This is a genomic window from Pseudomonas cerasi, assembly GCF_900074915.1.
GTDB classification, from domain to species: domain Bacteria; phylum Pseudomonadota; class Gammaproteobacteria; order Pseudomonadales; family Pseudomonadaceae; genus Aquipseudomonas; species Aquipseudomonas cerasi.
Genome location: NZ_LT222319.1, coordinates 800282 through 823599 on the forward strand (window position 1 = coordinate 800282; position 23318 = coordinate 823599).

Genomic DNA, 23318 nt, shown 5'->3' on the forward strand with positions numbered 1-23318 from the left:
TTTTTGATTGGTTTTTCATCGCTTTTTTTGTTATTAAAGTATTCGGCTAAACAGTTAAGCTTCTGCACTGTGTCGTCCCAAGTAAAGTTGTTTTTTTTTAGTGTTGTGGTGATGGGGTTCGTCTCCAGTTTCATGTCCCACCGTCCCCTTTGGGCGTTAACTGAACTGTCCGTCCTGCTGCTTTCTTGCGGTATCGGCTGCGCATTCGCTTTGCAAAGAAACGTTTACGGTACCCAATTGGATCGCGCCTTCATAGGCTTCGTCATCCTTATCTGCACTGTTAAAACAATCCAGTTTCTATCCGCCTCCACAGCAGCATTCCTCAGCTCCGTCCCAACCCTCGACACCGACCTGCTACTCGACGGCTTTTCCAACAAGCGTTTTTACGGCCAATTTCAGACCTTCACTTTGCCCTTACTTGTACTTCCGCTACTACTGACCTCTACACGGCGCTCGATCAAGATCGGCTTGTTCTGCCTGACCAGTCTCTGGTGGATGATCGCGATCAGTGGAGGGACTCGCGGGACATGGCTGGGTATGGGGGTTGCAGTTGCCTTAATGTTTTGCTTGGGGCATGCAGGGCGACGCTGGTCAGGCTGGCAACTCGCTGCTGCTACGGCCGGGCTTCTGCTATTTACTCTGCTATTCAGCGTGCTACCAGGCCTGTTGGGTATCGAAGTCAGCAATTTTGCCGGCGACCGCCTGACCACGTCACTGTCCGCACGGGAAATCCTCTGGCAACAAGCATGGGCTATGATCAAAGAGCGCCCGCTATTGGGCTTCGGCCCCATGCATTTCGCTGATATATGTAATGCCGTGGCGGCGCACCCACATCAGGCCATTCTGCAATGGGCCTGTGAGTGGGGGATTCCCTCGACGTTATGCGTGGCAGGTCTGGCGTTATATGGGCTGAGCGCCACCGCTGTTCTAGTGCGTAAGCGTGCGCTGTCCCTTGAGCCTGTAGACCTGATGCGCCTGTGCCTGTTCGCCAGTCTTATTGGTGCCCTTACCCAGTCAATGGTTGATGGCGTGATAGTTATGCCGTATTCACAACTTTGGCTGGCGATCATTATAGGCTGGCTGCTGGCGTTGCATGAATGGCAAATAGCCCCCCGTCCGGCCAGTATTGCGCTCAGTCGTGCATGGTTGCTTTGCCTGACGCTTGCGACGGGCATGATTCTCTACACCATTGTTCGCGACGTACCCGACATGGACACACGCAGACAGCAATTTAGTGAGGATTTGGGTGGGCGATATCTTCCACGTTTTTGGATGCAGGGAGTTATTGCGGATCCCCCCGCGAGATGACGACAACACTTGTGCTAGCATTTTGTGCGTGAGGTAGCCTGATCCTGAGACGAGTAAGCAGAGACTCGTCTTGGTGAGTTGTGGATAAAATTTTTTCTTTCGGAGTATTCAATGGCTGCAAAGATGCCTTTACAGGGCACTGAAACTCCATCGAATTTCTCGGTATTTTCTCTGTTGAGGAAAGGCAGTCCTCTGATCGTTCAGTGGATGTCAACGATTTACGGCGCTGCAATGTCGCTTGGGATCTCAGTTCTCCTGGCGAGAAGCATGGGGCCAGACGCCTTTGGCGCTTACACCTACATTTATGTTCTCGCTATGTTTCTGGCACTGATTCAGGACGCGGGACTTAAAACCCTTTTTTTACGTGAGCGAGCCTCTCCTACGGCAGCCCTGAAGGCGTTGAATCAAACGCTGCCGCGCCAGGCGTTATTGCATCTTGTAATCAGCAGCCTGATGTTAATGCTGCTCGCCTGCCTGGCTTCCCGCTGGATAGATGGTTTCGCGCTGGCTGCTGCAGTGTTCTGTTTCAGCGCAATTACGCTGGTTACATGGTTATCGTCATGGCTAAAAGGCGCTGGAGAGTTTTCCAAGGATGCTTTCTTTCAGGTTTGCTCTCGAAGTTTGAGTGCGCTGATGATCCTGTCCAGCATTGCCATCTTCGGCCTGACACCGGTCGCTATCTTCTCTGCCTGGGGGCTTGGCCTGTTATTGACGTTTGTTTGGTTTCGGCGAGAGTTGCCTACGTTGATCAAAGCACCGCTGATGTTGCCCGTATGGGCTTACCGCAGTGCGTTCGTTTTTCTGTTGCTAGACCTGCTTACAACAATCTACCACCGCGTAGACATCGTCATTTTGCATAGCGTGCTGGGTTATGTCCCGCAAGTAGGCTCCTACGCCGTTGCTTGCCGGTTGATTGACGGCGTCATGCTGCTTGCTACTCCTGTAGCGCTAGTGATATTCCGGCGCATGCGGCATCTGGCGGAGACGCCGGACGGCAGCGTTAATTTCAGCCGCAAGGCGATCCTGATCGCTTTTGCGATTGGTGCGTTGCTGGCAGGCGGTGGCTGGATATCAGGCGGCTGGGGAGTAGGCCTGCTTTTTGGTAGCGCTTATGTGGACGAAACACAGCCCATCATGGGTTGGTTGTCGATTTCATTGTTCTTTGCTCTCCCAAATTTTGTTCTTACGCAATGCGCAGTTGCAACTCATCAAGAGCGTTTCTTTCTGATCAGTGCGGCATTTTCGTTATTCGCGAACGTGTGCCTTAATGCATGGCTTGTACCACTACATGGAGCCATGGGGGCTGCATGGGCAACCGTTTCTTCAGAAGCAATACTTACGATCTGCCTGCTGTTGGGCGGTATCCTCGCAGTGAAGCCCGACACTTCCGCTCACTAAGGCTCTCACCGGAAGCCATCCGTCGAGAGCCAGAGCTCAAAGCCCAGTGTTAACGCACCACCCCATCAACCCGCGCCCGCCCTTTAAACCGCCTCCTCACCCCAACCACAACCATCACCACCAGCAATCCCACCACCACAAAAAAGATCGTATTAAAAATCGGAAACGGTTGATCACGGCTCGTCACCGCCTCAACCTCTGTCACGTTGGGGAACATCGACAGGATCGTTATCCGCCAGCCGTAGTAACGAATCAAAGCCAGTTGCTGGGAATCACGCGAGTAGCCCTGGGCTTTGGCCTGGATGTCGGCGGAGTCGAATTTGAAGTACCACGGGAAGCTCCAACCGGTGTCTTCGTTGCGGTAGACCACGACTTTCTTGGTGTCCGGGTCTTCGGTGTTGATGAAGTACACGTCGCGGGTCGGGCCGTCTGCCGGGTTTTCGGCGTTGATGACGCCGTCGGCGTCCATTCTTTTGACTTCCACGCCGGTGATCATCACGACATCATGGCGCGGCAGGACGTAGTAGAGGCTTAATGCGCCGATCCCCAGTGCAACGAATACCACAAGCCAAATCGACCTTCTCAGCCACTTCATACCAGCGTCCTCTGTTTAAAATTGCGTGACTTTGCCCTAATCCGAACATTTCGAAGCAAAACAGTTATTACAAAATTCGACAAGGCCGTTGCTGACGGCGTTGTCTCCCGGAGATTGACATGATTTGGTTCCTTGAAGGGCAATCCAGCCAGCGTGAAGTGATCATGGGTGCGCGCGATGCGCTGCCTGCATCGGTACAGATCATCGCTTCGCATCGCCAGCAGCGTTCCGAAATCACCGGGCAGGCCGATATGGCGCTGCAAGAGCCGGTCGATAACGACGAGCGTATCGACTGGGTGCTGCAAACTGCTCGCTCGCTGGGCGTCAAGATTATTGTCGCCGGGCGTATATGCAGCTTTTACGAAGCGCAGCGTGCGCGTTTTGTCGCTGAAGGGTTGGACCTCGTTACCGGCGGAACGTCCCTACAGACCTTCATGGATGTCGATGACAAGAGTCGTTTCACGGCGGCGGCCGAGGCGGCGGGGCTGGCGTGTATTCCGGGGATTGCCGTCAGCAATGCCGAGGAGTTGCAGACGGCTTACGATGCGTTGGCGGTGTCTGGCGAGGTGTGTATCAAGCCGGTGGTCGGGATTTAAGGGCGCGGCTTCTGGCGCTTCAAGACCGACGTTGACGATTTTCGTTGTTTCGCCAATCCCGATGCGCGTGAGACGACCTTTCAGGCGTACCTTAATGCTTATCGTCAGGCCGATGATGTTCCCGCCATGCTGCTCATGCCGTACATGCCGGGCAGTGAGTGTTCGGCAGACATGGTCTGCGAGCACGGCAAGGCGGTTGCTTTCGTCGGGCGGCGCAAGGTGGGGCTCAATCAGACTTTCGAGCGTGACAGCGAAGCGGTACAGCTGGCGGTACGTGCTGCGGAGCATTTTGCCTGCGACGGGCTGATCAATGTGCAGACCCGCGACGACGCGGATGGCAAGCCGCGCTTGCTGGAGATCAACCCGCGTTATTCAGGCGGCATTGGCTACACCCGTGAAACCGGCATCAACCTGCCAGGTATTTTTGCGGCCCGGCGTCTCGGCTTGAAAGAACCGGAAACACATTGGCTCGAAGATATCCGCGTCAAGGCCATCACGGTCGCTGTACGGGCCTCGGTTTGATCGTGATAATAGATTTTTGCTATCACTAATCGCTCTTATCAGGGAGGATCGGGCATGAAGCTTCTTGCGCCAGGTGCAAACACTGCTTTAGCTAACGCCCACTGCTCCTGGAACCTGGAGAGCGGTAAGTCTTCGGTTTTTGGTGAGTACGCAGCGGTCGCCTTGCTGGCGGTCAACGATAAGCGCCGGCCGATGGGCGACCCAGCGCTGCTGCATCAGGAACAAGGCTGGATGGAGTGGAGCGGCGGCCCTCAGGATGTTGGCTGCACGTTATGGCTGGACAGGTTGCCGAAGGGCAGTGATCGCGTGCTGCTGATGGTCTACGTCTACGCCGCCATGGGGCCGATCCGCGACATTGCCAGCCTGCACCTCAAAGTGGATGGCGATATCGAGCACCGCCTGGACCTGCGCGATAACGGCGAAGCGGCGATCATCATCGGCGAGTTCTACAAGCGCAATGAGCAATGGAAATTCCGCGCGCTGAGCGAAGGCTCGGCATGTGGACTGTCGGCGTTCGGGCGCAAGATCGGTCTGGACGTGGACGACCGTCATCCGCGCCGCCCGTCTGCGGGTTCGGGAGGCGGGCCGCGGCATGAGTCGGCGACCGGCACGGCGTTCGTGGTCGGCCCGGCGCACGTCATGACCTGTGCGCATGTCATCGAAGACATGGGCGTGTTCTATATCACTTCACTGGAAGGCCGTTACAAGGCCGAGCCGGTGGTCATCGACCGTCGCAACGACATTGCGCTGCTGCGCGTGCAGGGCGCACCGCTGTTGTCTCCGGTTACATTCCGGGACGGGCAGGGCTGTGAGCCGGGTGATACCGTAGCGGTTTTGGGCTATCCACTGGCGTCCATTTCAGGTGGCGGGTTGCAGGTGACTCAGGGCGGGATCTCCGGTCTGTTCGGTCTGCACAACGATGCCAGCCTGTTTCAGTTCACGGCACCGATACAGCCGGGGTCCAGTGGCAGCCCGTTATTCGACAACGGGGGCGCGGTGATTGGCATGGTGACCTCAACCGTACCGGACGGGCAAAACATGAACTTCGCCGTGAAGTCCGCACTGTTGCTGGCCTTTCTGCAGGCGTGCCGCATCGACGCTGCGCATGCCCGCCCGGAAAGGTCGTACACCACCACAGAAATCTCACGCACCGCTCAGTCGTCGTTATGGCTTGTTGAAGCCTCTCGCCAATGAAATTGGTGTTGCCTGGCTGGTCTGCAGGCGTCAGGGGCTGCGGCCCCGCTAATCAGGAATTTATCGATGGACAGCAGCGCAGCTTTTTCCAACCCTACAAAGCTTCGTGCTGATCTGCTTCGTGGTCGCCTCGATGTCAGCGTCGATTCGTCGACCATCGCTCCGGATTCACTGTTCGGCTTCGCCGAGCGGCGTAACCCCAAGCGCGCGTTTCTCTTCGTGTCCCGAGTCTTGGGGCGCCATATCCCTGCGCGTCCAGGCGTGATGCTGAAAAGTTTTCAGGACCTGGCGCACAAGATCCCCGCAGACCTGCCCGGTCCGGTGCTGGTCATCGGCATGGCCGAAACGGCTGTCGGCCTTGGTGCCGGCGTACACCGTGCCTACAGCGCAACGCGCCCGGATGCCTTGTACATGGTCAGCACGCGCCATCCGACCGGCAGCGCATTGTTTGCCCGCTTTGAAGAAGAGCACAGCCACGCCAGCGCTCATCTGATCCACCTGCCCGTCGATCCGGCGTTACGCGAGATGATGCTCGGTGCCCGTTCGCTGGTGCTGGTCGATGACGAGGCGTCCACAGGCAAGACCTTCATCAACCTGCATCAAGCGTTGGTTGACGCCGGCTTGAGCAAAATCGAGCGGGTGGTGACCTGTGTGCTCACCGACTGGTCGGCGGGCGCGGTCAGTACCTCGATGGGCGCAGTGGCAGAACAGGTTTCGCTGCTGCAAGGCTCTTACTTCTTCGATGAAGACTTAAGCGCGCCGCTGCCTGAGATGCCGGAAGTCGGCACCGTTGCCATGGGTGACTGGCCGCTGGTCACCGCCAACGATTGGGGACGCATGGGTGTGCTCTCGGTGGCCGATACGCTGGCACCCGGTATTACCATCAAAAAGGGCGAGCGCATTCTGGTGGTTGGCACCAGCGAATTCGTCTGGCGTCCGTTCCTGCTCGCCGAGCGTCTGGAGAAAGCCGGAGCCGACGTGCACTTCAGCTCCACCAGCCGTTCACCGATTGCACTCGGTCACGCCATCGACCATGCGCTGTCGTTCTCCGACAACTATGGCCTGGGCATTCCCAACTTCCTCTACAACGTGCGGCCGGGTCAGTTCGACCGGGTGCTGATCTGTACCGAAACGCCCAGGCAGGCCGTGCCTGCCGAGCTGATCGAAGCACTGAACGCCGAGGTCATCTGCGATGAGTAACGACCGTCCGCTGATCTTCGTCGACCTGGACGACACGCTGTTCCAGACCGCGCGCAAAACCCCGGCTGGCATTGAAAAGCACGTCGCAACGCTGGACATCACGGGTAATGCCAATGGCTACATGACCAACGTGCAGAAGTCGTTCGCGCACTGGCTGCTGGCGCATTCCGATGTGGTGCCGGTGACGGCGCGCAGTGTCGAGGCCTACAGCCGGGTCAAACTGCCGTTCACCGCAGGTGCGATCTGCTCCCATGGTGGGGTGATGCTCGATGTCATGGGACGGCTGGACCATGACTGGAACGAACAGATGAAATCGACCCTGGCCAGTTACCAGTCGCGCCTGCATGAGCTGTCGGCGACGACACTGGCGATCGGTCAGGAGCTGGGGTTTTCATTGCGCGGCTGGGTGGTCGAAGAGGCGCAGTTGTTCCACTACGTGGTGACCAAGCACAACGAGAGCGATGACAGCATCCTCGGCAAAGTGCTGGCCGAAGTGCAGGCGCGTGGCTTGCTCGACGGCATGCATATTCATGGTAACGGCAACAATCTGGCCTTTCTGCCCGAAGGGCTGGCCAAGCGTTACGCGGTCCAGGAGTGGCTGCGACGCGACAAGGCGATCAATGGCGAACGCCCGGTGCTCGGTTTTGGCGACAGCATTACCGATCTGGGTTTCATGGAAGAGTGCCACTGGTGGGCGACGCCTGCCCGCAGTCAGTTGGCGAAAATGTTTGTCGGAGCAGCGCATGAGTGATCCCGTTCACGGGCTCGATACGGTCGGTAGTGGCAGTTACCTGCACGACGACGTGCATTTTCTGTTGCGCGGCGTGGCGATGCAGACCACCAGCGTCGAGGAGAAGGAGCGCCTGATTCAGACGCGACAGAAGCACTATTCGGAAATGATCAGCGAGGAGTCAGCGCCCAGCGTCGCTCACAAGGCGCTGTATGAGCGGGCGCTTAAGCAGAACGGCGCGCGCATGGCCGAAGATGTACAGGCCCTGGCCCAGGCGCTTGACAGCGAGTGCACAGGCGCTGAAATCATTCTGGTGTCGTTCGTGCGCGCCGGTCTGCCGCTGGGTGTGCTGTTGCGACGGGCGCTGATCGATCTGGGCTGCGAAGCGCACCACTACGGCATCAGTATCGTCCGTGATCGCGGCATTGATACGGTGGCGCTTGAAGCCATTATTTAGGCCCACGGCGCGCAGAACATTGTGTTCGTCGACGGCTGGACCGGCAAGGGCGCGATTTCGGGGGAGATCCGTCGCAGTCTGGCGGGCGATACGCGCTTTCCGGATCAGCCACGGCTGGTGGTGCTGGCCGATCCGTGCGGCAGTGCCTGGCTGGCAGCGTCGGCAGAGGACTGGGTGATTCCGTCCGGCATTCTCGGTGCCACGGTGTCCGGTCTGGTGTCGCGCTCAATCTGGCCGACGGACGGCGGGCTGCACGGTTGCGTGGTGTACGAGCAGTTGCGGGACCACGACGTCACGCAGTCTTTTATTGAGCAGATCGACAGCCAGCGTCGTCAAAACAGTTCTACGCTCACACTGATACCCTGGACGCTGCCTCAGCGAACCGAACTCAAGGCCGCCGCATTACAGGTGGTTGACCGTCTGGCCGAGCGCTTCGGGATCAATAACTTCAATCGCATCAAGCCGGGCATTGCCGAAGCCACCAGAGCGGTCATGCGCCGCGTGCCGGATCATGTACTGGTGCGCAACCTGGCTGACAGCGACGTGCAATTGCTGTTGCACCTGACCGAAAAAGCGGGGATTCCCGTCGAAGAAGTTGGCGATCTCCTGGGGCCCTATCGGGCTGTGACCATCATTCGGAGTCTGAGCTAATGGCCTTATTCTCGCCTTATGCGCTGGGGGCAACGCTGTACATGCCCGCGACCCGGGACGATATCGTCGATGTGGTGTTCGGTGAAAAGATTCCCGAGCTGCGTTCGCTGGTCGTCTGTCTGGAAGACGCCGTAGCACTGACCGATGTCGACACGGCGTTACTCAATCTTCGTCAGGTACTCACCCGTATCCGCGATCGTGGCGGTCGTCCGGCCGACGGTCCGCTGCTGTTCGTGCGTCCAAGAGACGCTGCGATGGCGCGAATTCTCAACGACTGGCCGCTGATGGCGCACGTCGACGGTTTCGTTGTTCCCAAGCTCTCGCTGAAAAGTCTGACGAACTGGGAGCAGTCTGTTACCAACCCGGCGCTGGCGTTGATGCCTACACTGGAAACCCCGGAGGTGTTCGATCCTTCGGCAATGGTCGAACTTGGGCAAGCGCTGAAAGCCAGTCTGTACGAGCGGATCATCGCGTTGCGCATCGGTGGCAATGACCTGATGGGCTGTCTGGGGCTGCGCCGCAATCCGGCCATGACCCTGTATTCGACGCCCATGGGCTATGTGATCCCGATGCTGGCGGGAGTGATGGGCTCGCAGGGTTTTGCACTCACCGCGCCGGTGTTCGAGCAACTGGCCACACCTGACATTCTGGAACATGAACTGGCGCTGGATATTACCAATGGGTTGGTCGGTAAAACGGCAATTCACCCCTCGCAGGTCAATATCATTCAGAATGCACTACGCGTCAGTCTGGAGGACATGAACTCCGCCCGGATGATTTTGAACTCTGTGGCCCCCGCAGTGTTCAAGTACAACGACGCGATGTGTGAACCGGCTACCCACTATAAATGGGCAACCCACATCATGGAGCGCGCCAAATGGCATGGAGTGTTATCCGCACCCGCTTCGATCATGGATGCCAGCATTCGACTCGCTGAGGCAGTTAGCTAGATGATAGAACCTGACCTTGAAACCGTAGAACCCGATCTTGAATCAGCAGGACCCGACCTTGAAATCGAAGTTGAACAACGCCTGTTGGCGGTTTTCGATTTTGACGGGACCATCACCCGACACGACAGCTTCGTGCCGTTTCTCAAGTTCGCCTTTGGGCAACGAGCCTTCTCTGTGCGTATGGCCCGGCTGGTATTGCCGAGCATCGGCTTTCTCGCCAAGCGCGTGACCCGCGACGAACTGAAAGGCCGCCTGATCAAGGCCTTCCTCAGTGGCGTCGAAGTGCAGTGGCTGCAGCAGAAGGCTGAAGCGTTCTGCCAGTCGCACTGGAAACGCCTGATGCGTCCTGCCGCGCTGGAGTCTATTGCCGCTGAAATCGAGAAGGGTGCCATTGTCACGCTTTGTTCAGCATCGCCTGCTATGGTCCTGCAACCTTTCGCTGATCGCCTGAAAGTAGAGCTGATCGGTACCAATCTGGAAGTGATCGACGGCAAGCTGACCGGCTTGATCGAAGGCAGCAACTGCCGTTGCGACTCGAAAGTTGCGCGCCTGGAGAGCGTTTACGGGCCATTGACCCAGTTCCGTGTTCGCGCCTGGGGCGACACCCGAGGTGACCACGAATTGCTCGCCGCTGCTCAGGATGCGCACTGGCGTTTGTTCCATCCGACGTGGCGTCGAGGCCGCTATAAAGGCCCCGTTAACGCCAAGTTACACAATCCTGATGGCAAAGACGGGCCAACACGGTAAGGCTGTAACACTTTTATCCGAAATCCAACGTCACATGGAGCGAAAAATGGCACTCACTTTGGCAAAGAACCAGACGATCTCACTCGAGAAAACTGCTGGTACAGGCCTCAAGAAAGTCAGCATGGGACTTGGATGGGACCCTGAAAAAGCCAGTGGTTTCTTCGGTAAATTGCTCGGTGGTGGCGGCGGCGATATCGACCTGGATGCCTCGTGCATCATGCTCGACGCCGACAAAAAGCCCCTCGATCTGGTCTGGTTCCGCCAGCTGCAATCGCGTGACGGTGCCATTCAGCATTCGGGTGACAACCGTACCGGCGAAGGCGCGGGCGACGATGAAACCATCAGCGTCGATCTGGAAAAACTGCCTGCCACGGTCAAATACCTGGTGTTCACCGTCAATTCGTTCACCGGTCAGAATTTCGAAAAAGTCGCCAACGCCTACTGCCGTATTGTCGACCTGGGCAGCCGTAACGAACTGGGCCGCTTTGATCTGTCCGAAAAAGGTCAGCACACCGGCGTGGTGATGTCCTATCTGGCGCGCACCCCTGCAGGTTGGGATTTCACCGCAGTAGGGCAGGTCACCAATGGCCGTACTGCAGATGATCTGGTCGAGCTGGCGATCGGGGCTGTACGCGCATGACCCAACTTGTCCCGGGCGCCAACGCGCCGGTCGCTGCGGGCCCGCTGACGGTGGAAGTTATTTACTCTCCGCTCGCGGATGCGGATATCGATGTGTCTGCGTTCCTACTGACCGGTTCCGGCAAGGTCCGTGGCGATCAGGATATGTGTTTCTACGGCCAGAAAAGCGTGAACGGCGGTGCGCTGCAGCAGACGGAAGCGTCAGCCGGACGCGCAGTGTTCAGCCTTGACCCGAGCCGTCTGGACTCGGTTATCGAGAAGGTGGCCCTGACGGCGACCATCTATGAGAACAAGGCCAGTTTTGGCAGCGTGTCGCGCCTGGCCTTGAACATCACCGGTGGTATCGAAGCCGATATCCCTACCAGCGGCATGAAAGAAACCGCGTTGATTCTGGGCGAGTTCTACCTGCGTCAGGGGGCATGGAAGTTCCGTTGCGTGGCCCAGGGTTTTGCTGGTGGCCTTGAGCCGTTGGCGAAAAACTTCGGCGTTGAAGTCGCCGCGCCGCAGGATCAGCCTGCACCTGCACCTGCACCTGCACCTGCACCTGCACCTGCACCTGTTCCAGCGCCTGTGCCCAAGTCGACCGTCAGTCTGAGCAAGATCACGCTCGACAAGACCCGTGCTTCGATCAGTCTGGAAAAGTCCAGTGCCGGTTTCGGTGAGATTCGGGTCAACCTGAACTGGAACCGTCGTAACGACAGCAAGGGCGGTGGCTTCTTCTCTATGAAGAAGAGCAATGCCATCGACCTTGATGTAGGCTGCCTCTTCGAAATGCAGGACGGTCTCAAAGGCGCTGTTCAGGCGCTGGGCAACTCGTTCGGTTCGCTCAACACCGAGCCGTTCATCAAGTTGATGGGCGATGACCGTACCGGCTCGATCAGCGACGGTGAGTGGCTGCATATCAATGGCGCGCACTGGAGCAAGATCCGTCGCATCCTGGTCTACGCGTTCATCTATGAAGGTGCGCCGAACTGGAAGGAAACCGACGGGGTCGTCACCATTCACGCGCCGGGCCAGCCGCCCATCGAGGTTCGCCTCAATGAAGAGGGCGGTCGCCAGGGCATGTGTGCCATTGCCCTGCTGGAAAATGACAACGGTGCGGTCAAGGTGACGCGTCGTGTGGATTTCCATAACGGCCACAGCAACATGGATAAAGCCTACGGATGGGGCATGCGCTGGGCTGCAGGTTCCAAGTAAACATACCGTGGTATTTCTGGGCTGGCTGTGCCGCCTCATGGGAGATAGACATGCTGGACTGGTTGAAAACAAACGCAACAGCTGCTCGCGACAAGCTGGCTTCGGAAGTCTCGAAGTTCAAGAATCGCGAATTCATGGAGGCTGTGGTTTCCGGCTGTGCTCTGGTATCGGCCGCAGACGGTGATATCAGCTCCAGTGAAAAGCAGAAAATGGCCGGCTTCATTCAGAACTCTCAGGAACTGAAAGTTTTCGACATGAAGGACGTCATCCAGGGCTTCCAGGAAGCCTGCTCAAAGTTCGAGTTCGATTTTGAAATTGGTCGTGCCGAGGCCTTGAAAACCATCGGCAAGATCAAAAAGAAAGAAGATGCAGCCCGTTTGCTGGTGCGCGTCTGCTGTGCTATCGGCGGCGCCGATGGCAGCTTCGATGAGAAAGAGCGGGAAGTCTGCCGCACGATCTGTCGAGAGCTTGGCCTCAACCCGTCCGATTTCGACCTGTAATTTTTTACCCTAAGGAACGCAGTTAAATGGAAAGCACCTCTCTAGGCTTCCCTCCACTCACGATGGCGGTTTTCGTCGGTCTGGCCGTTACGGCCATGGCTATCGACATGTTCTCCCACCGGGGAAACAAGCCAATCACCCTCGCGCAAGCCTCGGCGTGGTCGATTTTCTGGGTCGCCATTTCGCTGGCCTTCGCCGGTTTCCTGTATGTCCAGCACGGCTCTGAAGTCGCCACGCTGTTCGTGACCGGTTACGCGCTGGAAAAAGTGTTAAGCGTCGACAACCTGTTCGTGTTCATGGCGTTGTTCTCCTGGTTCAAGATTCCGGATGGCCTGCGCCACCGCGTTCTGTACTGGGGCATCATCGGCGCCATCGTCTTCCGCGGCATCTTCGTCGCCATCGGTACCGGCCTTCTGGCGCTGGGTCCATGGGTCGAAGTGGTGTTTGCGGTCATCGTTGCCTGGACAGCCATCATGATGCTCAGGGCGGGCGATGACGACGACGAAGAAGTCGACTACTCGCAACACATGGCTTATCGCTTCGCCAAGAAGCTGTTCCCGGTGTGGCCAAAACTGCACGGCAGCAACTTCTTCGTTCGTCGCTCGGTTCTCGAGCAGGAAGTCAAAAAGCCTGAAAACGCCGGTATCACGCTGGCGGCCAAAGGCGCTCTGTTCGCGACCCCGCTGTTCCTGTGTCTGGTTGTGGCGGAAATCTCCGACGTGCTGTTCGCGTTCGACTCCGTGCCTGCAATCATCGCCGTGAGCCGCGAGCCGCTGATCGTATTCTCGGCCATGCTGTTCGCGATTCTCGGTCTGCGTACCCTGTACTTCGTTCTGGAAGCCCTCAAGCGCTACCTGGTGCACCTGGAGAAAGCGGTTATCGCCTTGCTGTTCTTCATCGCCGTCAAACTGGGCCTGAATGCAACCAACCACCTGTTCCATCACGGTTACGAGATCAGCGCCAACACCAGCCTGCTGGTTGTGGTCGTCGTATTGATCATCGGTATCGTTGCAAGCCTGCTTTTCCCGGGCAAAGACGAATCCGCGGAAGAAAAAGCGTAAACACTGGATAAAGGAGATAAACGAATCATGGCTTTGACTCTGCAAAAAGGTGGCAACCTTTCGCTGTCGAAAACCGACCCTACCCTGACCAACGTATTGATCGGTCTGGGCTGGGATCCGCGAGCCACTGACGGACAGGATTTCGACCTGGACGCCAGCGCATTCCTGTTGGCCGCCAATGGCAAGGTCCGCAGTGAAGCTGACTTCATTTTCTACAACCAGCTCAAGAGCGCCGACGGTTCTGTCGAGCACACCGGTGACAACCGTACCGGTGCTGGCGACGGCGATGACGAAGTCCTCAAGGTCGATCTGGCCCGTGTCCCTGCCGATGTGGAGAAAGTTGTTTTCGTCGTGACCATTCACGACGCAGACAGCCGCAAGCAGAACTTCGGTCAGGTGGGTGGCTCGTTCATTCGCGTATTGAATGAGCAGTCAGGTTCTGAAGTTGTTCGCTACGACCTGGCAGAAGACGCTTCCACTGAAACCGCGATGATTTTCGCCGAACTGTACCGCAACAATGGCGAGTGGAAGTTCCGCGCCGTGGGTAGCGGTTTTGCCGGTGGACTGAAAGCCGTAGCCAACTCTTTCGGCATGAATTTCTGATTCACGCCCAACCACTTTTCTGGAAAGGATCAAGAACATGGCAGTAAGTCTGAGTAAAGGTGGCAACGTTTCCCTGTCCAAAGAGGCTCCTGGCCTGACAGAAATCACCGTGGGCCTGGGCTGGGATCCGCGTGTGACCGATGGCACCGAGTTCGACCTGGATGCTTCGATCTTCATCGTTGGCGAAAATGGCAAAGTGCTGGACGACAGCAGTTTCATTTTCTACAACAACAAGAAGTCGGCTGATGGTTCAGTCGAGCACCTGGGCGATAACCGTTCAGGCGCTGGCGAAGGCGATGACGAGTCGGTAACGGTCAAGCTCACTGGCCTGGCAGCGGCAGTGAAGAAGCTGGTTTTCGCGGTTACCATCCATTCCGCTGAAGAGCGCAAGCAAAGCTTTGGCCAGGTTTCCAACGCTTACATCCGCGTTGTGAACAAGGCTGACGGCAAGGAAGTTGCTCGTTACGACCTGTCGGAAGATGCATCGACCGAAACCGCGATGATCTTCGGCGAGTTGTATCGCAATGGCGAAGAGTTCAAGTTCAAGGCCATTGGCCAGGGCTTTGCCGGCGGTCTGAAGCCTTTGGCAGAAGCTCACGGCGTGGCAATCGGCTAAACCCGAGCAGCGCCCAATAAAAACCCCCGCCAGCGATGGCGGGGTTTTTTTATTGGGTGCTGATCATAGCTATCGTTCCTCACGCTCCAGCGTGGGAATGCAGTTCACGACGCTCTGCGTCGTCAAGAGAACGCGGAGCGTCCGGAAAGGCATGCGACGCAGAGCGCCACACGATAGTTGCAAGTGCGCAGCACAGTCTTCGGTCCAATAACGTAGTGCTGAAGTTAACGTTCGCTTCTGCCCACACCCGATGGTCCTGCGGCCAGCATGCGCCCGGCCAGTCGAGAGAAGGGCAGGCTTTGCAGCCATACTGTGCCGGGGCCGGTCAGTCTGGCGAAGAAAACCCCTTCGCCGCCGAACAGCATCGACTTGATGCCGCCACCGACCGTGCGGATATCGTAATCGACGGTCTGGGTCATGGCTGCCAGGCAGCCGGTGTCGACGTCCAGCGCTTCGCCTGCCGTCAGTTCGATCTTGCGCACCGTGCCGCCCATGTGCACGAACACCCAGCCGTCACCTTCCAGCTTTTGCAGGATGAAACCTTCGCCCCCGAACAGACCGGTGAGGATTTTCTTCTGGAACTGGATACCGATGGAGACGCCCTTGGCGCCAGCCAGAAAACTGTCTTTCTGACAGATCAGCCTGCCGCCGAAGTCGCGCAGGTTGAGCGGCAGTATCGTGCCGGGGTAGGGCGCTGCAAACGCCACGCGGCCCTTGCCTGAACCCTGTTGCGAAAACACCGTAGTGAACAGGCTCTCGCCGGTCAGCATGCGCTTGCCTGCACCGAACAGCGAACCCAGCAGCCCGGACGATTGATTGCTGCCGTCGCCGAAGATGGTCTCCATCTGCACGTCGCAGGTCTTGTACATCATCGCTCCGGCTTCGGCGACGGCGCTTTCGCCAGGGTCAAGCTCCAGTTCGATGAACTGGGTTTCCGTGCCGTACAGCTTGAAGTCCACGCCATCGGCGGTCTGCGCCAGGCCATAGCCGCCCGAGGCGTTCGGGTCGCGCGTAAACGAAGGGCGTCTGGCGGGCACAGAGGCCGGCGCGGGTGTCGGGGCTGCCTGCGCCGGCAGCGCGGACGGCCTGGGCTGGATCATGTCCGGCGTCGGCTCAGGAAAAGGCGTCACCCCGTCCTTCTTCATGGCGCGCACCTGCGGCACCTGATAGATCGGCTGCCAGTCCGGCATGCCCTGCTTCCAGCACCACGCGCCGGGCGACTCACGGGCAATCAGCCGCGCAGCATCCGCGTCCATCGGGCCGAGTTGCTTGCCCGCGTTCATCACAAACCATTGTTCCAAAGCGTCTACTCCCGAGCGAATAGTGACAGTTGGCTGTGCGCGATGCGTCAGAGGCTCAGGCGCATGGACAGGTCCACGGCTTTCACGTCCTTGGTCATCGCACCGATGGAAATGTAATCGACACCCGTTTCTGCAATCACCCGCAGGGTGTCGTCATTGATGCCGCCGCTGGCTTCAAGGCTGGCACGGCCTGCGGTAAGGCGCACAGCCTCGCGCATGTCATCAAGGCTCAATTCATCGAGCATGATGATGTCGGCGCCTGCGTCCAGCGCCTGCCTGAGCTCACTCAGGCTTTCCACCTCGACTTCCACAGGCTTGCCGGGGGCAATCCGGTGCGCCGCTTCTATTGCCTGAGCGATGCCGCCACAGGCTGCGATATGGTTTTCCTTGATCAGAAACGCGTCGTACAGCCCGATGCGATGGTTATGACAGCCGCCGCAGGTGACCGCGTATTTCTGCGCCAGGCGCAGGCCCGGCAGGGTCTTGCGGGTATCCAGCAGTTTGACCTGAGTGCCCGCGACCATGTCCGCGAAGTACTGCGCCCGGGTGGCCACTCCCGAGAGCATCTGCAGGAAATTGAGCGCGCTGCGTTCGCCGGTCAACAGCGAGCGGGCCGGGCCTTCAAGGTGAAACAGCGCCTGATTGGGACTGACACGGTCGCCATCGGTCACTTGCCAGTGCACGGCGACGCGCGGGTCCAGTTGCCGGAAGACCGCATCGACCCAGGCAGTACCGGCGATCACCGCTGCATCGCGGGAAATGATAGTGGCCTTGGCCAGCCGTTCTGCCGGAATCAATTGGGCGGTGATATCGCCGCTGCCGACATCCTCCAGCAATGCGCGACGCACATTGGCCTCGATCTCGGCGGTCAGGTCGGCAATTCGTAAATTCGGCATAGCGGGCTCCAGTAGCAAAGTCGTTCGAGTATAAGGCACCGCATCCCGCTTACCCACCTGCGCCATGCCAGGGTGTTACCCCTGGAAACGTGCAGTTGGTCGGTTTGGCAAATTCGTTTGCGATGGAAAGCGAATATCGCGGTCTATCGCTGCATATGAATGCCTTGCCGCTTCATTCGCGAGAGTGAAAGAAAAGTCTCACTGGCGTTGATGACAAGTTTTGAAAGATAATCCGACTTGTAATTGACGCCATGAGTTTGACGTTGCGCAAGGCCAAGGGGGTCGCTTCACAGTGCGAGGGTAACAAGCCACGTTTGTGATGGGGTTCAGGTTGTTTCCTGTCAGGGGGTGTAATGCCAAACGACGAAAAAGTAGTGCCGTTGAGCAAATCGTTCCCTTTGCAGGGGGCGGGTACTCCGTTGGCCCGGTTACCCGTTGTGTTGTTGCAGGTTCGCGACAAGGCGGCCCAGCAGCTCAAGGATGCATTGCAGGCGTTGTTCGATAACGCCGACGATACGCTGTTCGAAATGGCTGACCGCGCCCGCAGCAACACTGAGCAGAACATCTTTTTTGAAGCCATGCGTGACCTGCGCCTCAAGCGCAAAAGCATAGAACGTGGCTTCCTCGACAAGTTCTACGAGTCCTTTCTGGTCCTGGGCCAGTATCAGATTCAGGAGCCTGTGCTTCCGGCCCCTGTGTCCTTCGACAAGCTGTCGCTGGTGCACAACGACGATCTCGAGAAGACCGTGGCCGTGGACGCTATGGTCAGCAAGGTCATGAGCCGTGACGCCCTGGCTCTGGGGCAGCTCACTGCACGCCTGGACGTGCTCATTCCGCAAGCCATTGCCGAAGACTCCAACCCCCTGGGGCCGGCGATGCTGTGCCGGTTCTTTCTGGACGCCGGGCGCAGCCTTGGCGTCGAGATCAAGGTCAAACTGATCATTCTCAAACTGTTCGAGAAGTACGTCCTGGCCAATACGGACGACCTGTACAGCGAAGCCAATCAGTTGCTGATTGCCACAGGTGTATTACCGAACATGAAAGCATTGCCGGCCCGTCGTTCATCCGACAGGGCGGCGCCCAGAAGTCGTGTTTCCGAGATGTCCGACCCTGCCCTGAACGAAGCCGCCGACAAACTCGACAAGGGTGTGCAGGAGGTCTTCTCGGCGTTGCAGGAATTGCTGCTGCACGTGCGCGGTAATCTCGCGCCGCGTCATGAGCCCAACGCCGAAGTGCGTCCGATTTCCAGCCGGGACCTGCTGCGCCTGCTGTCTCACCTGCAGCAATATGTGCCGTCGCAGGACACTTCAGACGATTTCGACCTGCGCAATCAGTTGGAACAACTGCTGACGCGAGTCAACGTCAAGACCGGCAAATCCAGAATCGTCGGTGTCGGTGACGAGGACGTCATCAACCTGATCGCCATGCTGTTCGAGTTCATTCTCGATGACCGCAACCTGACGCCTTCACTGCGTGCTTTGATCGGGCGTCTGCAGATTCCGATGCTCAAAGTGGCGGTCATTGACAAAAGCTTCTTCAGCCGCGGCAGTCATCCTGCCCGTCGCCTGCTTAACGAAATTGCCACTGCCGCATTGGGCTGGGGCGGTCGTGACGACTATCAGCGCGACTCGCTGTATCAGCGTGTCGAGCAGATCGTGCAGCGCCTGCTCAATGATTTTGTCGATGACCCGGCAATTTTTTCCGAGTTGCTGGCGGATTTTCTGGCCTTCACCAGTGACGAGCGTCGCCGCAGCGAGTTGCTCGAGCAGCGCACCCGCGATGCCGAAGAAGGGCGCGCCCGTGCCGAATTGGCCAGGCAGCAGGTGCAGCATGAGCTGAATCAGCGCCTATTGGGCAAAACCTTGCCCGAGGTGGTTGTGCGGCTGTTGCAGGAGGCCTGGAGCAAGGTCCTGCTGTTGACCTGTCTCAAGCATGGCGAAGAGTCCAGCGAGTGGCAGGCCGGGCTGGAGACCATGGACGAGTTGATCTGGAGCGTCGAGCTGCACGACGACCCGCAGGCTCTGCAGCGCTTGCTGGAGCTGGTTCCGGGACTGCTCAAGTCGCTGCGTGATGGCTTGACCAGCGCCGCGTTCGACCCGTTTGCCACCAGCGAATTCTTCAGCCAGCTGGAGTCGCTGCATGTCCAGGCTTTCCAGCACTTCTCGCGCCTGCAGGAAGGCGAGGGCGATACCGTTCAGGCAGACGGCCTGGCCGTCGAAGGCCCGCCGATGATGGCGGTGGTCGAGGAAATCGTTCTGATTACTCCTGAAGAGCAGATGCTCAATGAACCGGTGGTTCAGCTACCCGACGACGATGCAGGCCTGCAGATGGTCGACAAGTTGCGGGTCGGTTGCTGGGTCGAGATTCAGGAAGATGAAGAGCACAAGCTGCGTTGCAAGTTGACCGCGATTGTCGAGCCTACCGGACGTTATGTGTTCGTCAATCGTACCGGCATGAAGGTTCTGGAAAAGACCCGCACCGGCCTTGCCGTCGAATTTCGTCGCGGTGCGGTGCGTATTCTCGACGACGCGCTACTCTTCGATCGGGCTCTGGAGTCCGTCATCAGCAACTTGCGCAACCTCAAGGGCGCCTGATTGACTGATTAAAGCTATCGTTCGTCTGCGCTGCTGATCGTCAGGCAGCCGATTGACCAGCGTGCCGACGCCTCGCGTCGGCACGTGCCAGTGACGCTCCGTCACAGATCCCTGCATCTACGGCGTCTTTCCTACATCGCGGATCCGTACCCCAACCCCCACGTCAGCTGCTGTCACGGGCATAATCAGCGCTACTTATTTACCCCCGTTCAAGGAGCATTCATGCAACTGGACTCCGCAAGCGGCTGGTGCGACGGCGTGCAGCATTGCCCCTCGCCCAACTTCAATGCGCGACCCGAAGGCGAAATCTCGCTGCTGGTGATCCACAACATCAGCCTGCCGCCAGCGCAATTCAAGACCGGCAAGGTGCAGGCTTTCTTTCAGAACCGGCTCGACACCGACGAGCATCCCTACTTTGTGGGGATTGCCGATCTGCGCGTTTCAGCGCATTTTCTGATTGAACGTGATGGCGAGGTCATTCAGTTCGTCTCTTGTCTTGATCGTGCGTGGCACGCCGGTGTTTCCTGTTTTCAGGGCCGGGAAGGGTGTAATGACTTTTCTGTCGGCATCGAACTGGAGGGGACGGATGACCAGCCTTTCACCGATGCGCAATACCACGCGCTGATCGACCTGACGCGACAGTTGCGCCAGGCATTCGAGGCGATCACCCCCGAGCGTATCTGTGGTCACAGTGACGTGGCGCCGGGACGCAAGACTGATCCTGGGCCCTGTTTTGACTGGGCCAGGTTTCGAGCGGCTTTGCTGGATTGATGTGAGGGACGAACAATGAGTTTTCTGGTGCTACTGCTGGCCGTTCTTATCGAAAAGTTTTCTGCCCTGCGTCAGCGCGTTCAGCGTGACGGGCCGTGGCTGAAAGAACTGGCAAAGCTCGAGGCCAGCCCGCGGACCTCGACACGTCCCTGGTTGATGCTGGCGCTGCTGGTGCTCGTGCCCGTGCTGATCCTGCAACTGGCGCTGACCATCATCGGCTCGGTAGCCTATGGCTGGCTGGTTCTGCCCATTCACCTGCTGGTGTTGATATACAGCCTTGGCCGGGTGGATCTGGTCGCGGTGCTCGGGCCGTTTCGTGATGCCTGCCGACGTGGCGATGCGCAGGCTGCGGTGCACTTGGCCGAGCGCGACATGGGCGTGCAGGCGGACAACAGCGAGCAATTGCTGCAGGGTGTGCAGGGCTACCTGCTCTGGCAGGCGTTTCAGAGTTTCTTCGCCGTGATTTTCTGGTACTTCGTACTCGGCCCGGTGGCTGCGCTGGCCTACAGGCTATTGGCACTTGCTGCCGAGCACGGCAAGACTCCAGCACTGGTCGAGCGCGCAGGGCAGTTGCGCCATGCCTTTGACTGGGTGCCGGTCAGGTTGCTCGCCGCCAGCTTCGCATTGGTCGGCAATTTTGTGGCGGTCACCCGGGTGATGCTGCATGAACTGCTGAACTGGAACATCAGTGCTGCGCAACTGATTACGCGCGTTGGCTGCGCCGCCAGCGAGGTTCCGCCTCCGATGATGGGCGCGCAGGGCGTCACCGGCCTCGACATGCTCTGGGAGCTGCTGGTACGTGCGGCGGTGGTCTGGTACGCAGGGTTTGCCCTGTGGACCCTTCTGCTCTGATCCGATCCTGGCCGCACAGGTCAGGCAGGTGACATCAGGTGTGTGACAGGCGAGGCCAGTCGAACAGTTCGCAGGCGTTGTCGGTGCTCGCCTGGGCCAGTCGCTGGGGGCTGATCTTCATCAGCTCCGCGATGGCCTCGCAAATGTCGGGCAAGTGCTGCGGGCTGTTGCGCTGGTAGGGATGCATGGCGGGCGCCATGTCCGGTGAGTCGGTTTCCAGCACCACGCTGTCCAGCGGCAGTTCGGCGATGACCCGATGCATGCGCAGTGCCTGCGGCCAGGTCGCCGCTCCGCCCAGACCCAGTTTGAACCCCAGTTTGATGTATTCGCGTGCCTCTTCGCGGCTGCCGGCAAAGGCGTGAATGATGCCGCTGCGTTTTGGTTTGTGGCGCTTGAGCGTCGAGATCACATCGGCATGGCTGCGGCGCACGTGCAGCAAGGCGGGCAGGTTGAAGTCCGCTGCCAGCTGCAATTGCGCGTCAAAGAGCGTCTGCTGACGCGCCTTGTCCGGGCGCTCTACGTAATAATCCAGACCGATCTCACCCACCGCACATAACTGCGGATGGCCTTTCAGGCGCGTCAGCCAGTCGCCCAGCTCGGTCAGGTGTTCGGTCAGGTGTTCGGTACGGTGCTCATCGATGTACACCGGATGCATGCCGAACGCTGCGTGCAGGGCGGGGTTGGCTTCGGTCAGTTCCCAGAGCCGCTGCCAGTTACGCTGATACACCCCGAGCACCACCATGCGCTCAACGCCAAGCGTCAGACAGTTGTCCAGAACCTGAGCGCGGTCGGCATCGAAATCCGGAAAATCCAGGTGGGTATGGGTATCGATCATCGTCACAGTCACGCCTCGTGAATACGTTGCTTGAAAGCCCTGGCAATCGCATGCACGCCGGGCTGGTAATCGTCCTTCTCGATAGCGGCCAGCGCCAGTTGCAGGGCCTTGTCGGCGATCAACTGGTGTTGCTGGGCCATGGCGTTGACGGGCAACGGCAGAAAATCGAGCAACTGCGTATCGCCGAAGGTGCCCAGATGCAGTGGGGGCGATTGCAGCACCTGACTTTGCAGCACATCGAACACGCCTTGCAGCAGCACATAAGACGTTGTGATCAACGCGTCCGGAAAATGTCCCTGGCGCTGTAGCAGTTCGGTCATCAAACGCTGACCACACTGGCGGCTGAACGCTTCGCCGTGCTCGATGATGGTGGCGCCGGTAAACCCGTCGAGTGCATGTTCGAAGCCGGCTGCACGCGCGCGACTGATGCTCAGTTCAGGGCGTGCGCCGATCAGGGCGATATGTCGCGGTCGGGTTTGCAGGAGGCTGTGGGTCAGTTGCTGGCAGGCGTCATGGTCATCGCTGACCACCGAGCAGAAAAACTCGGGATTCATTTCCCGGTCGATGGCGATGATCGGCGTGCCCTTGAGCTGCAATTCCCGGTAGCTGTCGTCACCGGTCGGCAGGCAGCTGGCCACCAGCAGCGCGTCGCAACGGCGGGCGCGGAACAGCTGCAACAGTTGCAGTTCGCTGGCGGGGTCGTCATCGGAGCTGGCGATCAGCAATTGATAACCGAGGCTGCGCGCGCCTTGCTCGAGCAATTTGGCAATGCGTGCATAGCTGGGGTTTTCCAGGTCGGGCAGGATGAAGCCCAGTGTCTTGCTATGACGGCTGCGCAGGCCCGCCGCTTGCGGGTTGGGTCGGAAGTCGTGCTGCTCGACCACGGCTTTGACACGCTCGACCGTTGCCGGACTGATGCGCTGTTTTTCGGCCTTGCCATTGATCACGTAACTGGCCGTAGTGACAGAAACACCTGCCAGACGTGCGATATCGCTCAGTTTCACCCCGGAATTTCCTTTTATTAGGTACGCGGCTCAGGACAATCGAGTTATTTTTTTCATGGCGCTGATCTTTACACCAGACCGTAGGAAATTCCCAAGTACTT

Annotated in this window: 21 protein-coding genes and 2 pseudogenes; 18 read left to right on the forward strand and 5 right to left on the reverse strand. The window is 58.5% G+C overall.

The window, feature by feature from the left end; translation table 11 throughout:
• Positions 1-3 precede the first annotated feature (3 nt).
• Together PCPL58_RS06110 and PCPL58_RS06115 are read left to right on the forward strand one after the other, a co-directional pair.
• Positions 4-1308 (forward strand): O-antigen ligase family protein, encoded by a 1305-nt coding sequence (locus tag PCPL58_RS06110; RefSeq protein ID WP_065349038.1) that lies wholly within the window; start codon positions 4-6, stop codon positions 1306-1308.
• A 111-nt stretch (positions 1309-1419) separates the two neighbouring features.
• Complete coding sequence (locus tag PCPL58_RS06115) at positions 1420-2706, forward strand: lipopolysaccharide biosynthesis protein (RefSeq protein ID WP_065349039.1); 1287 nt, start codon at positions 1420-1422, stop codon at positions 2704-2706.
• 49 nt (positions 2707-2755) lie between these two features.
• On the opposite strand, the gene PCPL58_RS06120 is transcribed toward PCPL58_RS06115, so the two are convergent.
• Positions 2756-3301, reverse strand: a complete 546-nt coding sequence (locus PCPL58_RS06120) for a DUF1523 family protein (RefSeq protein WP_003371273.1) — start codon at positions 3299-3301, stop codon at positions 2756-2758.
• Between the two features lie 119 nt (positions 3302-3420).
• Here PCPL58_RS06120 and PCPL58_RS06125 point away from each other — a divergent pair.
• The 13 genes and pseudogenes from PCPL58_RS06125 (at position 3421) to PCPL58_RS06185 (ending at position 14964) form a co-directional block, all read left to right on the forward strand.
• Positions 3421-4419, forward strand: a pseudogene (locus PCPL58_RS06125) (ATP-grasp domain-containing protein).
• A 54-nt stretch (positions 4420-4473) separates the two neighbouring features.
• Positions 4474-5613, forward strand: a complete 1140-nt coding sequence (locus tag PCPL58_RS06130; protein WP_065349040.1) for a trypsin-like peptidase domain-containing protein — start codon at positions 4474-4476, stop codon at positions 5611-5613.
• A gap of 66 nt (positions 5614-5679) precedes the next feature.
• Positions 5680-6813, forward strand: a complete 1134-nt coding sequence (locus PCPL58_RS06135; RefSeq protein WP_054082226.1) for a phosphoribosyltransferase domain-containing protein — start codon at positions 5680-5682, stop codon at positions 6811-6813.
• Positions 6806-7564 (forward strand): HAD family hydrolase, encoded by a 759-nt coding sequence (locus PCPL58_RS06140; RefSeq protein ID WP_065349041.1) that lies wholly within the window; start codon positions 6806-6808, stop codon positions 7562-7564. The genes PCPL58_RS06135 and PCPL58_RS06140 overlap by 8 nt, the downstream gene beginning before the upstream one ends.
• A pseudogene (locus PCPL58_RS06145) lies at positions 7557-8651 on the forward strand (cysteine protease StiP family protein). The gene PCPL58_RS06140 and the pseudogene PCPL58_RS06145 overlap by 8 nt, the downstream one beginning before the upstream one ends.
• Positions 8651-9601 (forward strand): HpcH/HpaI aldolase/citrate lyase family protein, encoded by a 951-nt coding sequence (locus PCPL58_RS06150; protein ID WP_065349042.1) that lies wholly within the window; start codon positions 8651-8653, stop codon positions 9599-9601. The pseudogene PCPL58_RS06145 and the gene PCPL58_RS06150 overlap by 1 nt, the downstream one beginning before the upstream one ends.
• Complete coding sequence (locus PCPL58_RS06155) at positions 9602-10348, forward strand: HAD-IB family hydrolase (protein WP_065349043.1); 747 nt, start codon at positions 9602-9604, stop codon at positions 10346-10348.
• 46 nt (positions 10349-10394) lie between these two features.
• Positions 10395-10988, forward strand: a complete 594-nt coding sequence (locus tag PCPL58_RS06160) for a TerD family protein (RefSeq protein WP_002552034.1) — start codon at positions 10395-10397, stop codon at positions 10986-10988.
• Positions 10985-12184 (forward strand): TerD family protein, encoded by a 1200-nt coding sequence (locus PCPL58_RS06165; RefSeq protein ID WP_065349044.1) that lies wholly within the window; start codon positions 10985-10987, stop codon positions 12182-12184. Before PCPL58_RS06160 ends, PCPL58_RS06165 begins: the two co-directional genes overlap by 4 nt.
• Before the next feature lie 50 nt (positions 12185-12234).
• On the forward strand, positions 12235-12684 hold the full coding sequence (locus PCPL58_RS06170; RefSeq protein WP_003371299.1) for a tellurite resistance TerB family protein: 450 nt from the start codon (positions 12235-12237) through the stop codon (positions 12682-12684).
• A gap of 26 nt (positions 12685-12710) precedes the next feature.
• Positions 12711-13745: a TerC/Alx family metal homeostasis membrane protein gene (locus tag PCPL58_RS06175; protein ID WP_003371301.1), complete on the forward strand. Its 1035-nt coding sequence runs from the start codon at positions 12711-12713 to the stop codon at positions 13743-13745.
• Between the two features lie 27 nt (positions 13746-13772).
• Complete coding sequence (locus PCPL58_RS06180; protein WP_003371302.1) at positions 13773-14348, forward strand: TerD family protein; 576 nt, start codon at positions 13773-13775, stop codon at positions 14346-14348.
• Between the two features lie 37 nt (positions 14349-14385).
• Complete coding sequence (locus tag PCPL58_RS06185; protein ID WP_003371304.1) at positions 14386-14964, forward strand: TerD family protein; 579 nt, start codon at positions 14386-14388, stop codon at positions 14962-14964.
• Positions 14965-15188: 224 nt separating this feature from the next.
• On the opposite strand, the gene PCPL58_RS06190 is transcribed toward PCPL58_RS06185, so the two are convergent.
• Positions 15189-16265 carry a TIGR00266 family protein gene (locus PCPL58_RS06190; RefSeq protein WP_065349045.1) on the reverse strand — a complete coding sequence of 359 codons (1077 nt, stop codon included), beginning with the start codon at positions 16263-16265 and terminating at the stop codon, positions 15189-15191.
• 47 nt (positions 16266-16312) lie between these two features.
• Positions 16313-17161 carry a carboxylating nicotinate-nucleotide diphosphorylase gene (gene nadC / locus PCPL58_RS06195; protein ID WP_044310142.1) on the reverse strand — a complete coding sequence of 283 codons (849 nt, stop codon included), beginning with the start codon at positions 17159-17161 and terminating at the stop codon, positions 16313-16315.
• Between the two features lie 353 nt (positions 17162-17514).
• Here nadC and PCPL58_RS06200 point away from each other — a divergent pair, with 353 nt between their 5' ends.
• The 3 genes from PCPL58_RS06200 (at position 17515) to ampE (ending at position 21378) form a co-directional block, all read left to right on the forward strand.
• A complete protein-coding gene (locus PCPL58_RS06200) occupies positions 17515-19755 on the forward strand; it encodes a DUF1631 domain-containing protein (protein ID WP_065349046.1) in 2241 nt (746 codons plus the stop codon).
• 222 nt (positions 19756-19977) lie between these two features.
• A complete protein-coding gene (gene ampD / locus PCPL58_RS06205) occupies positions 19978-20526 on the forward strand; it encodes a 1,6-anhydro-N-acetylmuramyl-L-alanine amidase AmpD (protein ID WP_003430703.1) in 549 nt (182 codons plus the stop codon).
• A 15-nt stretch (positions 20527-20541) separates the two neighbouring features.
• A complete protein-coding gene (gene ampE / locus PCPL58_RS06210) occupies positions 20542-21378 on the forward strand; it encodes a regulatory signaling modulator protein AmpE (protein WP_065349047.1) in 837 nt (278 codons plus the stop codon).
• 34 nt (positions 21379-21412) lie between these two features.
• Here ampE and PCPL58_RS06215 read toward each other — a convergent pair whose 3' ends face one another.
• Both PCPL58_RS06215 and cra read right to left on the reverse strand, forming a co-directional pair.
• Positions 21413-22225: a TatD family hydrolase gene (locus PCPL58_RS06215; protein ID WP_065349048.1), complete on the reverse strand. Its 813-nt coding sequence runs from the start codon at positions 22223-22225 to the stop codon at positions 21413-21415.
• Positions 22222-23217 carry a catabolite repressor/activator gene (cra, locus tag PCPL58_RS06220; RefSeq protein ID WP_003371318.1) on the reverse strand — a complete coding sequence of 332 codons (996 nt, stop codon included), beginning with the start codon at positions 23215-23217 and terminating at the stop codon, positions 22222-22224. Before cra ends, PCPL58_RS06215 begins: the two co-directional genes overlap by 4 nt.
• Between the last annotated feature and the right edge of the window lie 101 nt (positions 23218-23318).

Bases quoted from the DNA above. Each gene is read 5' to 3' on its own strand.
- nadC (WP_044310142.1), bottom strand. From the start codon at position 17,161: ATGCCGAATTTACGAATTGCCGACCTGACCGCCGAGATCGAGGCCAAT.
- PCPL58_RS06160 (WP_002552034.1), top strand. From the start codon at position 10,395: ATGGCACTCACTTTGGCAAAGAACCAGACGATCTCACTCGAGAAAACT.
- PCPL58_RS06155 (WP_065349043.1), top strand. From the start codon at position 9,602: ATGATAGAACCTGACCTTGAAACCGTAGAACCCGATCTTGAATCAGCA.
- PCPL58_RS06130 (WP_065349040.1), top strand. From the start codon at position 4,474: ATGAAGCTTCTTGCGCCAGGTGCAAACACTGCTTTAGCTAACGCCCAC.
- PCPL58_RS06175 (WP_003371301.1), top strand. From the start codon at position 12,711: ATGGAAAGCACCTCTCTAGGCTTCCCTCCACTCACGATGGCGGTTTTC.
- PCPL58_RS06185 (WP_003371304.1), top strand. From the start codon at position 14,386: ATGGCAGTAAGTCTGAGTAAAGGTGGCAACGTTTCCCTGTCCAAAGAG.
- PCPL58_RS06115 (WP_065349039.1), top strand. From the start codon at position 1,420: ATGGCTGCAAAGATGCCTTTACAGGGCACTGAAACTCCATCGAATTTC.
- PCPL58_RS06140 (WP_065349041.1), top strand. From the start codon at position 6,806: ATGAGTAACGACCGTCCGCTGATCTTCGTCGACCTGGACGACACGCTG.
- PCPL58_RS06150 (WP_065349042.1), top strand. From the start codon at position 8,651: ATGGCCTTATTCTCGCCTTATGCGCTGGGGGCAACGCTGTACATGCCC.
- PCPL58_RS06200 (WP_065349046.1), top strand. From the start codon at position 17,515: ATGCCAAACGACGAAAAAGTAGTGCCGTTGAGCAAATCGTTCCCTTTG.
- PCPL58_RS06180 (WP_003371302.1), top strand. From the start codon at position 13,773: ATGGCTTTGACTCTGCAAAAAGGTGGCAACCTTTCGCTGTCGAAAACC.
- ampD (WP_003430703.1), top strand. From the start codon at position 19,978: ATGCAACTGGACTCCGCAAGCGGCTGGTGCGACGGCGTGCAGCATTGC.
- PCPL58_RS06120 (WP_003371273.1), bottom strand. From the start codon at position 3,301: ATGAAGTGGCTGAGAAGGTCGATTTGGCTTGTGGTATTCGTTGCACTG.
- PCPL58_RS06170 (WP_003371299.1), top strand. From the start codon at position 12,235: ATGCTGGACTGGTTGAAAACAAACGCAACAGCTGCTCGCGACAAGCTG.
- ampE (WP_065349047.1), top strand. From the start codon at position 20,542: ATGAGTTTTCTGGTGCTACTGCTGGCCGTTCTTATCGAAAAGTTTTCT.
- PCPL58_RS06135 (WP_054082226.1), top strand. From the start codon at position 5,680: ATGGACAGCAGCGCAGCTTTTTCCAACCCTACAAAGCTTCGTGCTGAT.
- PCPL58_RS06165 (WP_065349044.1), top strand. From the start codon at position 10,985: ATGACCCAACTTGTCCCGGGCGCCAACGCGCCGGTCGCTGCGGGCCCG.